16 protein-coding genes are annotated in these 14,529 nt (G+C 64.7%); 1 reads left to right on the forward strand and 15 read right to left on the reverse strand.

The annotated features are described in order from the left end of the window. Positions 1–51: 51 nt before the first annotated feature. From AB1384_10580 to AB1384_10640, 13 genes are all read right to left on the reverse strand, one after another. Positions 52–930: a hypothetical protein gene (locus AB1384_10580; protein ID MEW6554717.1), complete on the reverse strand. Its 879-nt coding sequence runs from the start codon at positions 928–930 to the stop codon at positions 52–54. Between the two features lie 40 nt (positions 931–970). Beyond that, the gene (locus AB1384_10585; GenBank protein ID MEW6554718.1) at positions 971–2,101 is read right to left on the reverse strand and encodes an HXXEE domain-containing protein; all 1,131 of its coding nucleotides are present in this window, start codon (positions 2,099–2,101) and stop codon (positions 971–973) included. A gap of 52 nt (positions 2,102–2,153) precedes the next feature. After that, entirely contained in the window at positions 2,154–3,866 is a 1,713-nt protein-coding gene (locus AB1384_10590) for an FAD-dependent oxidoreductase (GenBank protein MEW6554719.1), read from the reverse strand. 35 nt (positions 3,867–3,901) lie between these two features. After that, on the reverse strand, positions 3,902–4,120 hold the full coding sequence (locus tag AB1384_10595; GenBank protein ID MEW6554720.1) for a ferredoxin family protein: 219 nt from the start codon (positions 4,118–4,120) through the stop codon (positions 3,902–3,904). 94 nt (positions 4,121–4,214) lie between these two features. After that, positions 4,215–4,715, reverse strand: a complete 501-nt coding sequence (locus tag AB1384_10600; protein ID MEW6554721.1) for a hypothetical protein — start codon at positions 4,713–4,715, stop codon at positions 4,215–4,217. 1 nt (position 4,716) lies between these two features. After that, entirely contained in the window at positions 4,717–5,652 is a 936-nt protein-coding gene (locus tag AB1384_10605; protein MEW6554722.1) for a 3-hydroxyacyl-CoA dehydrogenase NAD-binding domain-containing protein, read from the reverse strand. A 12-nt stretch (positions 5,653–5,664) separates the two neighbouring features. Continuing rightward, positions 5,665–6,444 carry a glucose 1-dehydrogenase gene (locus AB1384_10610; GenBank protein MEW6554723.1) on the reverse strand — a complete coding sequence of 260 codons (780 nt, stop codon included), beginning with the start codon at positions 6,442–6,444 and terminating at the stop codon, positions 5,665–5,667. A gap of 21 nt (positions 6,445–6,465) precedes the next feature. Next, entirely contained in the window at positions 6,466–6,813 is a 348-nt protein-coding gene (locus tag AB1384_10615; GenBank protein MEW6554724.1) for a cupin domain-containing protein, read from the reverse strand. Positions 6,814–6,828: 15 nt separating this feature from the next. After that, positions 6,829–7,578 (reverse strand): cyclase family protein, encoded by a 750-nt coding sequence (locus AB1384_10620; protein MEW6554725.1) that lies wholly within the window; start codon positions 7,576–7,578, stop codon positions 6,829–6,831. Beyond that, positions 7,556–8,353 carry an IclR family transcriptional regulator gene (locus tag AB1384_10625; GenBank protein ID MEW6554726.1) on the reverse strand — a complete coding sequence of 266 codons (798 nt, stop codon included), beginning with the start codon at positions 8,351–8,353 and terminating at the stop codon, positions 7,556–7,558. The genes AB1384_10620 and AB1384_10625 overlap by 23 nt, the downstream gene beginning before the upstream one ends. Positions 8,354–8,502: 149 nt before the next feature. Further along, the gene (locus tag AB1384_10630; GenBank protein ID MEW6554727.1) at positions 8,503–9,201 is read right to left on the reverse strand and encodes a tetrahydromethanopterin S-methyltransferase subunit A; all 699 of its coding nucleotides are present in this window, start codon (positions 9,199–9,201) and stop codon (positions 8,503–8,505) included. Positions 9,202–9,207: 6 nt separating this feature from the next. After that, on the reverse strand, positions 9,208–10,305 hold the full coding sequence (arsB, locus tag AB1384_10635; GenBank protein ID MEW6554728.1) for an ACR3 family arsenite efflux transporter: 1,098 nt from the start codon (positions 10,303–10,305) through the stop codon (positions 9,208–9,210). A gap of 27 nt (positions 10,306–10,332) precedes the next feature. Further along, entirely contained in the window at positions 10,333–10,692 is a 360-nt protein-coding gene (locus AB1384_10640; GenBank protein ID MEW6554729.1) for a metalloregulator ArsR/SmtB family transcription factor, read from the reverse strand. Positions 10,693–10,855: 163 nt separating this feature from the next. On the opposite strand from AB1384_10640, the gene AB1384_10645 reads away from it, so the two are divergent. Further along, positions 10,856–11,251 carry an arsenate reductase ArsC gene (locus AB1384_10645; protein MEW6554730.1) on the forward strand — a complete coding sequence of 132 codons (396 nt, stop codon included), beginning with the start codon at positions 10,856–10,858 and terminating at the stop codon, positions 11,249–11,251. A 75-nt stretch (positions 11,252–11,326) separates the two neighbouring features. Here the strand turns inward: AB1384_10645 and AB1384_10650 are convergent, their stop codons facing one another. Both AB1384_10650 and AB1384_10655 read right to left on the reverse strand, forming a co-directional pair. Beyond that, entirely contained in the window at positions 11,327–12,340 is a 1,014-nt protein-coding gene (locus AB1384_10650; GenBank protein ID MEW6554731.1) for an amidohydrolase family protein, read from the reverse strand. Between the two features lie 26 nt (positions 12,341–12,366). Beyond that, complete coding sequence (locus AB1384_10655) at positions 12,367–14,520, reverse strand: molybdopterin-dependent oxidoreductase (GenBank protein MEW6554732.1); 2,154 nt, start codon at positions 14,518–14,520, stop codon at positions 12,367–12,369. Between the last annotated feature and the right edge of the window lie 9 nt (positions 14,521–14,529).

The raw sequence follows: 14,529 nt of genomic DNA on the forward strand, positions 1-14,529 counted from the left end.
TGGCACGCCTGGAGTCAACCCCGGCCCGTGCCACATTCATCGGCGGCAGGTTCAGATCTTGCCGCCCATCTCCCCGTAAATCTGCGGCAGGAACGACGCCAGGTTGTTGTACTCGATGAGGCTGTGGATACAGTTATTGCGCGCCAGGTCGCTCATCTTGTACGGCAGGGGCCGCTTCACCCGCACCGGGGCTCCGCCCTTCATGGTGTACCCGAGCCAGTAGCGGCTGCGGTACTCCACCCCGCCGTCCACCTCGCGCACGGCGTGGAAGAAGGCGTTGAAAGGGGTCTTCAGCAGGTCCAGGATGACGTTGGCGCAGTAGGCGCGGGATATCCCGGGTTCGGAGAACATGCTCATGTCCAGCCCGAAGTCCTGGGGGGAGAAGAACTTGATCCATACCTTCTGTGACCCCTCCACGTTGAACCCCTCGACCGGGTAGTGGGTGCTGCCGTAGTTCCTCTCGCGCAGCGGCACCCCCGAGCTGTCCAGGTGCCGGGCGGGGTTGTCGATGCTGATATCGGTGTGCGCGATGGGGCACCAGATGGCGTACCTGAGGCCCTCCAGCGGGTGCCAGTTGAACCACCAGTCGAGCATCTCCGGCGTCACCCCCGGCATCTTCACCAGGGTGGCCGCGAAGCCGCTGCCGTCCGGCATCACCGTGTAACCGGTCTCCACCTCGAGGTACCCCGGCTTCATGAGCTCGCTGCGCTCCTGGATGGTTGTGGCCTTCGAGGCATCCACGGGCCCGGCGTTGACCGCCGCCAGGTCCTCCGTCGGGATCTCGGCCAGCTCCTTGTGGTAGTACTTAGCGTACGGCCTCTTCTTCTCCTCCTCCGTCAGCTCCCGGCGCTTCATCTTCCTGATGTCGTCCATACTCACCGGGTCCGGGAAGACCTTGCTCATCCTCACCATCAAGCTCTTCAGTCTCATCGCCGATCCTCCTCACCTCTGCTTCCCTACCCCTATAAGACTATACCCAGCCGCGCTGCCCCGGCCTGGATCGCTCGCTCCCCTTGCCTAAAGCCCCCCTGATGGCGAAGGCCACGAAGGGGGTGGAATGGAGAACGGTCCCCAGCACCGCCGCGCCGGCGGCCGTCGCCCTCCTGTACCGTGGCGACCTGCGGAACTCCGCGAAGGCGCGCACCGATAACGGGACGTAGAGGACCAGCCCGGTGGCGAGGCCGGGCATGTATCTCTTGAGCCTCAGCGAGCCCGCGCTGTGGATGATGGCGTTTTGTAAGAGCAGGCTGGCCATGGCGAGCCCGAGCACCGGGCTATGCTTGCGCCGCAGCGCCCCGAGGGCGCAGCCGATGATCATCGCCGCGTTGACGCCGACCACGATGGGGATGGAGGAATGGGCGAATACGTCCGGGGCGACCTCCTTCGCGGCCGCGAGGAACCCGCCGGGCCAGAAATACTCCTCCACCACGTGGGCGCACGACGCCGCCGTCAGGGCCCAGAGCGTGGCCCCGCTGCCGTCTTCGCCACCCATGGCGTCCCCGCTGCCCGGTGTCCTCTCCCCTGCCGCGCTGCCTTCCGGCCTTCCCGCATCCCCCTGGACCTCCTGCAGCAGCTGCGGGAGGAACCTGCAGAACTGCTGCATCTCCTCTATGTTGTGCTTGCGCAGCCCCGCCACGAAGAACCCGGGGGCCTTGGCGGGGATGCGGAAGGTCGAACGCATCCGCGTCCCGCCCGGCATCTCCTCGTACTGGTGCTGCGCCCAGGCATAGGGAACGCCGTTGCGGTCGAGGCTGGAGCCCGCGACCACGTGGCCGTATTCCGCGGGGATGGAGACCGCGTCCGGGCTCTCCAGGCGCAAACGCAGCTCGCTGGGGAGCCCGCCGATCTTCTCGATGACATGGTGGACCAAGACCGTCTCCCCTTCCTCTTCCTCTACCTCCAGTTCAGCCCAGACGTGGTCGCGGGGATGCCAGAGCTTGTACCGCTCGGTATCTCCCATCAATGCCCACCACGCATCGATCATCTCCGGCGTGACGCCCGGCAGTTCGTGGTCGATCACCAGGTCCTTGGTCTCGGACCTGGACAGCCTGACGACCATGCCCGTGACGATTTCGCTCCCCTTTATCATGATCTTCTGCAACGGCACTCGCCTCACCCCCGTGAACATATGCTGTTCGACTTTATCCTGACCATCAAGGCTTATGGGGATATCTCTCCATGGGGATGTCCTCGGTGGAGACGGCCATCTCGCCGTCCTTCTCCCGCAGGACTATCCACTTCAGCCAGTTGGCGTCGTCCCTCGCCGGGTAGTCCTCCCGCACGAACCACCCCCGCGATTCCTTCCTCGCGAGGGAAGCGCGGTAGAACATCTCCGCGCACAGGGCCATGCTCTCCGCCTCGTGGCAGCGGGCCAGGTCGTGGGGGTCCTGTGCCTTCAGCTCCGGCAGCCTCGCCTTGACCTCCAACACCATGGCCAGCGCCTCCCGCATGCGCTCCTCGCTCTTCCAGTTGCTGTACTTCACCGGGGTCATCGCCGCCTGGATGTCGCGCACCAGTTCGGCGGACGATATGCCCACCTCCCGGGACATGGGGGCGTAGATCCTCCGCTTGAGCTCCGCGGCCTGCGTACGGTCCGCGCATGGGACCTCCGCCAGCCCGGCTACGTAAACGCACGCCGCCAGGGCGCCCTTGCGTGCGCTCCACACCGCGTTCATGAGGCCGGTGCCGCGGATGCGCCCAGGGGGAGAGGGCACGGCGCCCGTCCAGGCGGAGCCGTTGTAGCTGACGTCCCCCACCGCGTAGAGGCCGGGCAGGGTGGTGGCCATGTGATGGTCCACCTTCACCGGGGACTGCTCCCCCACGAAACCGGGCAATACCTCGGGCTCGCCGGCGTCGCCCTCCTCGGCCGCTCTACCCTTCTCCCACAGGCGCGACCAGAAGGCGTTTGCGGCGGGGCGGTCCCAGATGAGGTCGGTAGCGAAAAGTATTTCCGACCCTATCTGCAGGAGGTTCTCGTCGCTCTTTATCCGCACTGGACCGTTTCCGCTCGCATGTTCCCGGTACCAGCCGACGGCGGCCATGGCGCAGATGTCGGGTTGCAGGCCGGGGCGGTACTTCGCGGAGATAAACTCACCCCTGGCGTTGTACATGTGGTCCTCGGCCCCGAAGATGACCTCGCGGCTCACCGCGTGCACCATGTTGACGAAGCTCCCGAACTCTGCGTTGCGCATCTGTGCGCCCGCCCTCCAGGCGGCTGCGATGCCGTCGCCGCGGGCCGCGCTCCACATGGGCAGGACGCGGTAGTTCTGGCTGCCGCTGGCCAGGATGGTCGCCTTCGCCCGCACCAGGAAGCATCTGCCGTCCTCGACGCCGAAACCCATGGCGCCCGCCACACGCTCCCCGCCGCAGAGCAGCTCCACCAGGGCCACCTTGTCCATGAACCTCGCTCCCAGCTCCCGGGCGCGCCGGTGCAGGCGTCGGCACATGTCCAGGTCCACACCGGCCAGGCCCCACGGCACCTCTACGCCCGGCGTCTTGATATAACTCCATCTTCCATCCCCATCTCTGGCCACCTTCACCCCCCAGGCATCCAGGTGGTCGAGGACGCCGTTGCAGGTATGGGCGTATTCCCGCAGCAGTTCCTGGTCCTCGAGGAAACAGCCGATGTTGTGCACGTGAAAGCGGATGAACTCCTCGGGGGTGTCGTCCGGGGTGAGGAAGGCCAGGATGCCGCCGCCCCGGTCCGCCTTCCCTGCCCAGCCCGCCGTGGCCTTCTCGACCACCAGGACGTCCAGTTCGGGATGCCTCTCTTTCACGGTGATGGCGGCCGCGAGCCCCGCGATGCCGCCGCCCAGGACGAGGATATCGGCGGAGAGCGCCTCGCCCAGCGAATCCAGCTCAGCCATTGTTCACACCCTTCCTGTGGCCTGGAGCGGAGTTGCTACCACGCCGACCAGCGCATGTGCGCGAAGTCCGGGGTCACCTTGATGCAGTCCCGCGGGCAGGATATCTCGCACAGGTTGCAGTGGACGCAGTCCTCCGCATGGGCGACCACCGGCTTCTTTATCACGCGTTCCCAACCCAGCACGTTCACGAAGCAGGCCTTCAAGCATGACCTGCAGCCGTCGCACCTATCCGTATCGATGGCTATGGCGTTCATCTCCTACCTCCTCCAGAGCCACTGCTCTACCCCGTGGCGCGGGCGCCGCAACCCCGTCCCCCGCTGATCCATCCCCGGTTTATCCGGCCCGTCCCTATCGCACCCCCGGGGCCAGGAAACCCGCGAACCTCATCATCCCCAGAGGATGCCTCACCGCGCCCCGGATCTTCAGCTCGCCCGAACGCATCCCGGCCAGGAGAGCCTTGCCCTCGTTGGTCAAGAGGAACTTGATGGCCGCCGGCCCGGGAGGCACGCGCGCCAGCCTCATCAGCACCGCCGCCTCGCACTCGAGCACGATGTCCGGACGCGGCGAGACGCCGCTCTGCAACGCCACGCGCCCGCCGTGGAAATCCAGGGTCAGGGCGCTTCCGGGATGGGCGGGGGGATCCACGGCCACCACCATCTCCATGCCCTCCAGGGCTCGCACCTTGCGCGGGTCCTTCAGCAGAGCCAGGAGCATGGCCCGGAAGAAACGCCCCAGCACGTGCAGGTCCTCTCCGCCGGTGACCACCAGCCTGTCACGCGCCGCATCCGTCCCCGCGCCCATCGCGGCCTCTCCTTCCCAACCCACCATTTCGCCTCTTCCGCCCGTCATCTCACCCGCTCCCCCATCCCATCAGGTGGCGCTGCAGGCGCGTCCTGCACGCCTCGATCTCCTCGGGCGCCCATCCCCTGAACCCCCCACCGCTCGCGAAACCGAGCTCCCCTCCTTCGACCTTCTCCTCGAGGAGTGGCGACGGCGCGTGGGAGTCCTCGATGTGTTCCAGGATGTAGCCATGGATCTGCAGGGTCAGGTCCAGGCCGATCATGTCCGCGTTCTCCAGGGGACCGAGCACCGGCAGGCGCATTCCGAACCCCATCTTCACCACCTCGTCCACCGTCTCCGCGTCCGCGATGCCATGCTCCACGATGGAGATGGCCTCGCGCCACAGCGCGTGCTGCATGCGGTTGCCCACGAAGCCCGGCACGTCCTTCTTCACCCTTACCGGATGCCTGCCCGCGGCGCGCAGGAGATCGCAGGTGCGGTCCAGCGCCCACGGCGCCGTGTCCCGGCCCGGGACCACCTCGACCAGGGGTATGAGGTAAGGGGGGTTCCAGAAATGGGCCCCAACCACGCGCTCCCTCCGCGCCGCCTCCCCGGCGACCTCGGTTATGCTGATCACCGAGGTGTTGGTGGCCAGGACCGTGCGCGGTGGACAGAGCGCGTCCAGCTCGCGGAAGACGCCGCGCTTGAGGGCCGGCTGCTCCGAGACCGCCTCCACCACGAAGTTTGCCCCCGCACAGGCCTCCTCCAGGCGCGTCGAGGTGAATATCCTGGCGACGATGCCGTCGATGTCCCCGTCCCGGACGCTGCCATACGCGGCCATGGCCTGGAGGTTGCCGCGGATGTTCGCGAGGGCAGCGTCGAGGCGTTCCCGCTCTAGGTCCACGAGGGAAACGGCATGGCCGTGAGCGGCGAAGACCTGGGCGATACCGTGGCCCATGAGGCCGGCGCCGATGACCGCGATCCTTTCCTTTCCCTCTCCTCCCATAACCTGCTCCCGTCAGCTCGCGACGTTGCCGCCGTCCACGTAGAGGACCTGGCCGGTGACGAAGTCGGAGGCGGCCGAGGCCAGAAAGACCGCCGCGCCGATGAAGTCCTCGGGCTCCGCCGCCCGCCCCCAGGGGATACGGTCCAGGAATATCTTCGCCGCGGCGGGGTCCGAGAGGACCGGCTCCGTCAGGGGGGTGCGGAAGATGCACGGGGCGATGGAGTTCACGTTTATCTTGTGCCTGGCCCACTCCACCGCCAGCTGGCGGGTGAGCAGGTTGACGGCCCCCTTGCTGGTGCCGTAGGCGGCATAACCCAGGGGGTGGCCCAGGACGGCGCGCACCGAGGAGACGGTGATGACCTTGCCTCCCCCCTGCCCGATCATGGCCCTGCCGGCGTGCTTGCAGCAGAGGAAGGTGCCCTTGACGTTGGTGTCCATGACCAGGTCCCACTCCTCGGTGCCCAGCTCCTCGGCGGGGGCGCGCCTGGCCACCCCCGCGGCGGTGAGCAGGATGTCCACCCTGCCCAGCTCACCAGCGGCCCTCCTCACCATGGCCGCGACGCTCGCCTCGTCGGTCACGTCGCAACTGACGGAGAGCACTCTCCCTCCCGCGTCCCGTATCGCGGCCGCCGCCTCCTCCAGGGCATCGACCCTGCGGGCGGTGATGACCACCGAGGCGCCCCAGGCCGCCATCCCCGCCGCCGCCGCCCGCCCCAGCCCCCCGGAGCCGCCGGTGACGATAGCCACCTTGCCGGAGAGGTCGAACAGGCCTCTCATCTCCTCCGCGTTCATCGCGCGATCCCCCCTCGGCCGCTATGTTTCCTCGGTATAGTTGATGATCACCAGCATGCTGGCGGGACGGTTGGTCTCGTTCACGATGGCCCGGCCCTCGTCCGGCCCGATGAAGATGGAATCCCAGGGTCCCAGGGTGACTATGTCGCCAGACTGGCATTTTATGGTGATCTCTCCCTCCAGGACGAAATAGACCTTCTCCGCAGGGGAGGCGTCGAACTCGGCGCCCCCGCCCGGCAGGAAATGGGACAGGCCCACCCAGAAGGACTGCGAGCCGGTCTCCTCCCGGCCGTGCAGACGCAGCGCGGTCATGCCGAAATGCTTGGGCGCCTGGTAGGACCTGCAGTCCTTCAGCTCTACTTTCTTCATGGCGTTACCCCCTCTTTAATCCACGATGGCCACCAGCCGGACGATGGAGCCGTCTCCCTTCTCCCAACGGATGGGGAACCCGGCGATGGTCACGCGCCTGCCCACCACCTCGTCGATGTCGCCGCCGACGTTCTCCCACCCCATGATGCCGTTGCCCAGAAGGAGGCGGTGACAGGGCTCCCATTCCGGGAAGTCCTCACCGGCCTCGCGCCCCGTCTCCCGGCGGTACTCCTCGCAGACGTCGGGGAGCAGGGGCCCGGTACCGTGGGGACCGATGGCCGTGGCCAGGGGATGGTCCAGGGCCTGGTGGTCCACCCCCACCGCCTTCACCTTCCTTTCCACGAACCACTCCCCCGCCTCGCGGTAGAGGCCGGGCGAGTAGGCGAAGTACTGGCGCGAGTCGCTGTAATAGCGGTGCCAGCCGGTGCGGATGATCACGATGTCGCCTGGCTCGATCCGCGGCCGCGCCTTCTCCAGGTCCTCCGGGGTGATGACCTCCCACTTCCCCTTGGGGATGTCCACCACCACCCCGGTGCCGTAATAGCTGTCCAGGGGGATCTCGTCGGTGTAGGGGGCGCCCTCGATGACGTGGGCCGGGGAATCGGCGTGGGTGGTGCAGTGCATGAAGGTGGTTATCTGCTGGGAGAGCACCCCCGACTTGGCGTGATAGTGGAAACGCTCGATCTTGACGTCGGGGAAATAGGGCCAGAGGGGGGCGTTGTGCCCGAAGGTCTGGCTGAGGTCATACAGCTTCACTTTGCCCATCTAAGACACCTCCCTTGTGGTGTAACCTCTCCGAGATCTCGGACGCCACCTGCATGGTGCGCACGACCACGGCGGAGTCCGCCTCGCCCGTGATGCGCTGCGCGAGGCCTGCGACAACCACCGCCGCGACGGCCTCGTCCTCGCGGTTGAAGACCGGGGCCCCCACGGCGTTGATGCCGATGTCTATCTCCTCCATGTCCAGGGAATACCCTCTGCGCCTGATCTCCTCGAGTCCGCGCCTATATGCCTTGACGCTGGTGATGGTGTTGGGGGTGAAACGCTGCAGCCTTCCCTTGACCAGCTCATCGGCCCTCTCCGGCGGCGAGAAGGCCAGGACGGCCTTGGCTCCAGCGGCGGCGTGCACGGGCAACCTGTCGCCCACCGTCCCGGCGATGCGCACCCGCTGCGGCCCCTCCGCCACGTAGGCCATTACCGTCCCCGGGCCTGAGAGCACCTCGAGTACTACCGTCTCCTTGAGCTGGTCTCGGAGCGCGTCTATATAGGGTGCCGCCATCTGGACCAGGCTGGAGTTCAGTCCGTTGTTGTATGCCCTGCCGATGTCGGAAGCGACCGGCCCCAGGGAGTACTTCTTGGTCTCCGGGTCCTGCTGCAGGAACCCCCTCTCGGCCAGGGTGCGCAGGATGCGGGATGCCGTCGCCTTGTGCAACCCCAGCCTCTGGCTGATCTCCCCGGTGCCCAGTTCCCGGTTGTAGGGGGTGAAGGCCATGAGGATATCGAGCGCCTTCTCAATGGAGTTGGGCCTGCCGCCGTCCATAGCACATCCCGTAATATGGTATCGTATTATGATACTGTATATTGCATTATAATACGATTATTATGTATGTCAAGACGCTGCCGGGTTGGGTATCCTGGGAAGCGCAGGACCTGTTCAGCTTGGAGCGCCAAGCGCCTGGCCCTAGCCCATCAATCCATGTCCGTTTCGTCCGCCCTGTTCCGCCTTGTCTCTCTGATGCGCTCCATGAGATCGAAGGCCCGCTGCTGCGCCGCCCGCTCGGCGTCATTCCTGGGCATACCCCATGGCTGCATGACCTTCCAGGTTATCCTGCCGCTGAGCGGGGGTTCCGGGAAAGCTCCCACGTCGTAGAGCTCCTGGCCGCGGAATCCCACCGGCTCCTCCTGGTAGCAGGACCACACCGCCCGCCTTATCAGGCCGGGGTCGCCCTGGAACTGCAGGTCCACCAGGGTTAGCTGGGCACGGAAGCGCTCGATGAGTTCGCGGGGGATGTTGTAGAGGAAGGGATGGGGCGACTCCGTTCCGATGATGTGCATCTTCTCGTCCACGCCGTTGGCAAAGAGGGCCTTGACGGCGTCCCCGGTTAGGTGGCCGTCGGATTCCGGTCCCCCCAGGATGAAGTAGCGGATGTTGGGGTTGGCGACAACGTTGCAGATGACCTTCTCCAGCCCGATGTTCTCCGTCTGCAGGGTGCCGGAGAGGGCCGCGCCGCTCTCGGCCCCGGCACGCACCAGCGCCTCGATCTCCGGCGGCACCTTATCCTGGTTCCACTTGAGGATGACGCACACGACCACCGGGGAGCGGTCGTTGCCCCGGATGAAGCAGCCCTCCTCGGGCGGGTAGTCGGAGTGCGGGTCCACCTTGAGCACGGCGCCTCATGCCTCCTCTCGTATCGTCCCCGTTTGCGCGGCGGCAAGCTCTTCGCGCGGCTGGAAGTACTTGCGGCGGAAGAGCAGGGCCACGTTGACCAGGCTGATGAGGATGGGCACCTCCAGCAGCGGCCCGATCACCGCCGCGAATGCCTGGCCGGAGGATATCCCCCACACCGAGATGGCCACCGCGATGGCCAGCTCGAAGTTGTTGCTGGAGGCGGTGAAGGAGATCGCCGTCGCCCTCCTGTAATCGAGGCCTATCCTGTAGGAGACGTAGAAGCTGAAGAAGAACATGAAGAGGAAGTAGATGGCCAGGGGGATGGCGACCCGCATCACGTCCAGGGGGAGTTCCACGATCTGCTCCCCCTTGTAGGAGAACATCACCACGATGGTGAAGAGCAGGGCCACCAGGGTGATGGGGCTGATGCGGGGGATGAACTTCTCCTCGTACCATTCCTTCCCCTTGAAACGTATGAGGGTAAAGCGGCTGATGATTCCCGCGAGGAAGGGTATGCCCAGGTAGATGAAGACGGTACGGGCGATCTGCCACATGGTCACGCCGACGGCCACCTCGCTCTCGGCGACCCCCAGCCACACCGGGAGCTTGGTCACGTAGAACCAGGCGATGAAAGTGTAGAAGAAGATCTGCACCAGGGAGTTGATCCCCACCAGGGCGGCGGCGTACTCGTTGTCGCCTTCCGCAAGGCTGTTCCAGACGATGACCATGGCGATGCAGGGGGTGATGCCTATGAGGATGGTGCCGTACATGAACTCGGGATAGGCGCGCAGGAAGAGCGCGCTCAATCCGAACATCACGGACGGTCCCACTATCCAGATAAGCCCCAGGGCCAGAAGGAGTGTTTTGCGATCACTGAAGATGCGACCCATCTCCTCGTACTTCACCTTGGCCAGGGGCGGGTACATCATGAGGATGAGCCCGATGGCGATGGGGATATTGGTAGTGCCGGAGGTGAACCTGTCCAGGAAATCGGGCACTCCTTCCCAGAAGTAGCCGATGGCCACGCCGATCCCCATGGCCGCGAATATCCACAGGGTCAGGTAACGGTCGAGCCACGAGAGCCGCCTGGTCTTCTCCGTCACGGTTAAGATGCCTCCGGTCACAACTTACTACTTTGCGCAGCAGTATGCGCTCTTCGCCTCCGTCTTCATCGAAAGCCGGTCATCCCCCAGGACATCCCGGAAAGCCCGATTGAGGCCGCGGACGGCATCACCATCCAGGGAGTAATAGGACCAGGTCCCTTCCCTGCGCACCTCGACCAATCCCGCCTCCCTGAGCACCCCCAGGTGATGCGAGGCCAGGGGTTGGGAGATGGCCAATCCCTCCTCGATCTCGCAGACGCACTTCTCGCCCGAGAAGAGGGCGCAGAGTATGCGCAGCCGGTTGGGATCGGAGATGACCTTCAGCGTCTCGGACAGTTCGTTCACCTCGCGACTGGCCGCGCATTCGAAGGTTGGCTTCCTCTCCATAACCTCTCTTATCCTCCTTCGCGGTGGTAATAAATAAACGCTTGCTTATATAAACTAATATTAATATAATATGATCTTGAGTGCAATGCAACAGTTAAGGTCATTACGGGCTTGACCAGGCCGACCATAACGCGACTGAAGCCGACCGGGCCAAGGAGTTGTGATGCCTGAAAAAGTCCTGTTCGTATGCGGCGAGAACGCCTGCCGCTCCCAGATGGCGGAGGCCTTCTACAACGCCATGGCCGCAAAGAGCACCGCCGAGAGCGCCGGCACCTTCCCCGCGGACCGGGTCAATCCCCTGGCCGTCGAGGTGATGCGCGAGGCGGGCATCGATATCTCTAGCATGAGGCCCGTGAAGCTGGACCTCTCCCGCCTCGATGAGTTCGGCCGTATCATCTCCTTTGGCTGCATCGCAAAAGCGGCCTTCCCGGCTCGGGACCGCCTGGAAGAGTGGCTGATCGAGGACCCGGCCGGCCAGGACATCGCTTTCTTCCGCGGCGTCCGCGACGACATCCGCTCCAGGGTAGAGCGCCTCGTCGCGGAGATGGAGGGCCTCTGAGGGCGCGGTGTCGCTACCCTGCCATGGTCCGCATGTCGCGCTTTGCGGAGATAGCCGTTCCGGCCAACTGATACCCTACTTCTTGATTTTTCTCTTTGATGCGTCCACCCCAAGCAGGCCCGCCAGGTTGAGGCCGAAGATCTTGGCGCGGTCATCGTCGGTGAGGGCGGGATAGCCGTAATCCTCCTGCATGTCCTCGGGGAACTGGAAGTCGCGCAAGCCCTGCACGGCCGCCTTGATCTGAACCCCGAAACCGGCGTAGTCGCAGCCCCAGATGATGCGGTCCGGGCCCACGAAGCGCATGGCCTCCCCCAGGATCTTGGCGAACTTGCGCGGAGCGGAGAGCGCCCAGGGGATGAGCAGGGAGAGGCAGGGGTAGATGTTGGGGTGCCCCATGGCCACCATGTTGAGGTCGTCGCAGTAGGGGTAGCCCATGTGGAAGGCGACGAGCTTTAAGTCGGGGAAGTCCCGGGCCACGTCGTCCAGCTGCAGGGGCAGGGCGTACTTGCTCTTTCCGGGGGGCACCCAGCAGAAGCCGGTGTGGATGTCGAGCACGATCTGGAGCTCCTCCGCCTTCTCGTAGAAGGGCCAGAGGTCGGGGTCGTTGATGTAGGTATCCTCGGGGGGATAGAACTTGAATATCTTCGCCCCCCGCTCCTTCACCCAGTACTCCAGCTCCCAGATGGTGTTCTTCACGCCCTTGAACTTGATGGGGCTGATGTTGGGCTGGTACATGAAGCGGTCGGGGTGGGCGTCCACCACCCTGGCCATGGCCCCGTTCGACATCCAGCGGCTGGTGTAGCCGGTGGTGTCCATCATGGACTCGGGCAGGCAGCAGGCGATGTCCACCCCGTACTTGTCCATGTACTCCAGCAGGGCTTCGGGGTCCTCGTCCTTGGTGAACTCCTTGGGGTCCATGTCCGCGAACAGCTCCAACTTCGCTCCCAACATCAGCGGCATCCTGATGTTGTCGATGGCCCGCCACCACATCTGCACCCCGGGGAAGTGGTTGATGGGCTCCATCTCCCCCAGCAGGTGAGCCTCCGGGTCGATCTTGAAGAAATCGTCCTTCTCGAAAGCATCGCTCATGACAGCCTCCTTTGTTCAAGCCACTCTCATCCGCTGTTCCCGCCTCTGACAATCACTCTCTCCGCGTCGCCGATCTCGGCCGGGTAGACCTTGCAGAGCAACGCCCGCAGCTGGTAGGTGCCCATGGCCGGGTCGTAGGGCGGGCCGCCATCGGTGAGCAGGTTGGCATTGGATCTCCATGCCCCATGTTCGGGCCCTTCCTCCTCGGGGAACCACCAGCCATGTTCCACGTTTACGACCCTGGGATCGATAATATCGGTGAGTCTGGCACGCTGCGTGATCTTTCCGCGCCGGGTCTCTATGTATACCCTGTCTCCCTCTGCTATTCCCAGATGCTCCGCCGTCTCCGGGTGTATCTCCACCAGCGGCTCGGGATGCTTCCGTCTCAGGGAAGGGATCTGACGGTGCTCGGAGTGGAAGAACTGGGCGATCCTGGCCCCGGTTATGAGGATGAGGGGATACTCCTCGAGCAACTCGGGTGTGCTCACCGGGCTCTCGGGCGGCTCCTCGTAATGAGGCAGGGGATCATAACCCAGGCGCTCCAGCATCTTCGAGTAGAGTTCGACCTTGCCGGAGGCGGTGAGGAACATCCCCATCTCCTTGTATTTCCCATATCTCAATGGCGGAGAGACGTGCCCTTTATCCTTAAGTTCCTCAAAAGTCAGGCCCAGCGGTTCCAGTTGACGGTCGAGGACATCCCGCAGGGGTTCGGTTCCCACCGCCAGCCCCATCCGCTGCGCCAGCTGTATCATGATATCTTCGTCCTGCCGGCATTCCCATCGGCTGGCCAGTTTTTGCTGAGCCAGGACGTGCAGGTCTGCCGCTATGGGGAAGGCCTGCAGGCCGTCCGCCTCGAGCCAGGTGGCGGCTGGGAGTACCAGATCGGCCAGTTCGGCCGTGGGGGTCATATAGATGTCCGTTACCACCAGGAGGTCCAGATTCATCAGGGAAGCGTAGACCTCCCTGGGATTAGCGTAGGTCGACAGGGTGTTGTTGCCGAAAACGAGAAAAGCCTTCACGGGGTAGGGCTCGCCGGTGCGCATGGCCCTGAAGACAGTGGGAGCGTGCGCGGCCGGCATGATGGCGCCGTTGCCTCCAAGTATCCTGTAGGTGTCCCCTCCCAACCTTTTATCCCTCGCCTCATTGGAGAGGTTTTCGGCCAGGAAGGGGAAGAAGCCCATGGGGCGCGTGCCGCATACCCAGCCGCCGGGAACGTCGATATTGCCGGTGATGGCCGGGAGCAGGGCCAGGGCACGGCAGGTCTGGAAGCACTTGGGGGTGTGCTCGACGGCTACTCCCCACTCCAGGGCGGCGGGCCGTGAGGTGGCGAAGAGGCGCGCGGCTTCGCGTATCTTCTCCGCCGGGACCCAGGTGATCTCCTCCGCCCACTCCGGGGTATATGCCTCGACCCGCTCGGCCAGCTCCTCGAAGCCGCTGGTCCAGTTGTCGACGAACTCGCGGTCATGCAGATCATCTCCGATGATCACGTTGAGCATGGCCAGGGCCAGGGCATCGTCGGTACCCGGGCGCAACTGCAGCCACAGCTCGGCCTTTTCCGCCGTCTCGCTGCGGCGGGGGTCCACAACGAGAAGGCGTGAGCCCTTTTTCAGGCTGTCGCGCAGGGGAAACTGGAGTTCACCGTCGGGCCCACTCACCAACGGGTTATGGCCCCAGACGAGGATGCACTGGGGGCTGACCTCCCCGTAATAGTCGCAGACGAAGTACTCGCCGAAAGTAACGACGGAGGTGTTCAAGCGGGGGATGAAGCACTGGGCGCAGCCGGGCTCGCACCAGTTGGGAGTCCCCAGGGCGTTGGCCAGCCTGATCACGTAGTTGAAGTGGCGCCGGCCTGTCCCCTGTCCCAGGGCGATGGACTCCGGGCCGTATTCCTGGCGGATGCTAAGGAGCCTGCCGGCGATCTCATCCAGGGCTTCGTCCCAGGAGAGGCGTTCCCACTTTTCCCCACCCCGCTCCCCGGCCCGCTTCATCGGGTACTTCAAGCGGTCGGGGTGGTTGAGGTGCTCCAGGCTGGCCTGGCCCTTGACGCACATCCTCCCGTGGTTAAGGGGCGATTCCTTGTCCCCTTCTATCCTTACGATCTCCCCATCCTCGAGGTATACCAGGACGCCGCATCCCCCGTGGCACATCTTACACGAGCTTCTTAGGACCTTGCCGCTCATCACATTTCT

Source organism: Actinomycetota bacterium (assembly GCA_040757835.1).
In the GTDB taxonomy this organism is placed as follows: Bacteria; Actinomycetota; Geothermincolia; order Geothermincolales; family RBG-13-55-18; genus SURF-21.

Bases quoted from the DNA above. Each gene is read 5' to 3' on its own strand.
- AB1384_10650 (MEW6554731.1), bottom strand. From the start codon at position 12,340: ATGAGCGATGCTTTCGAGAAGGACGATTTCTTCAAGATCGACCCGGAG.
- AB1384_10625 (MEW6554726.1), bottom strand. From the start codon at position 8,353: ATGGACGGCGGCAGGCCCAACTCCATTGAGAAGGCGCTCGATATCCTC.
- AB1384_10600 (MEW6554721.1), bottom strand. From the start codon at position 4,715: ATGACGGGCGGAAGAGGCGAAATGGTGGGTTGGGAAGGAGAGGCCGCG.
- AB1384_10610 (MEW6554723.1), bottom strand. From the start codon at position 6,444: ATGAACGCGGAGGAGATGAGAGGCCTGTTCGACCTCTCCGGCAAGGTG.
- AB1384_10590 (MEW6554719.1), bottom strand. From the start codon at position 3,866: ATGGCTGAGCTGGATTCGCTGGGCGAGGCGCTCTCCGCCGATATCCTC.
- AB1384_10615 (MEW6554724.1), bottom strand. From the start codon at position 6,813: ATGAAGAAAGTAGAGCTGAAGGACTGCAGGTCCTACCAGGCGCCCAAG.
- AB1384_10595 (MEW6554720.1), bottom strand. From the start codon at position 4,120: ATGAACGCCATAGCCATCGATACGGATAGGTGCGACGGCTGCAGGTCA.
- AB1384_10620 (MEW6554725.1), bottom strand. From the start codon at position 7,578: ATGGGCAAAGTGAAGCTGTATGACCTCAGCCAGACCTTCGGGCACAAC.
- AB1384_10640 (MEW6554729.1), bottom strand. From the start codon at position 10,692: ATGGAGAGGAAGCCAACCTTCGAATGCGCGGCCAGTCGCGAGGTGAAC.
- AB1384_10655 (MEW6554732.1), bottom strand. From the start codon at position 14,520: ATGAGCGGCAAGGTCCTAAGAAGCTCGTGTAAGATGTGCCACGGGGGA.
- AB1384_10605 (MEW6554722.1), bottom strand. From the start codon at position 5,652: ATGGGAGGAGAGGGAAAGGAAAGGATCGCGGTCATCGGCGCCGGCCTC.
- AB1384_10645 (MEW6554730.1), top strand. From the start codon at position 10,856: ATGCCTGAAAAAGTCCTGTTCGTATGCGGCGAGAACGCCTGCCGCTCC.
- AB1384_10580 (MEW6554717.1), bottom strand. From the start codon at position 930: ATGAGACTGAAGAGCTTGATGGTGAGGATGAGCAAGGTCTTCCCGGAC.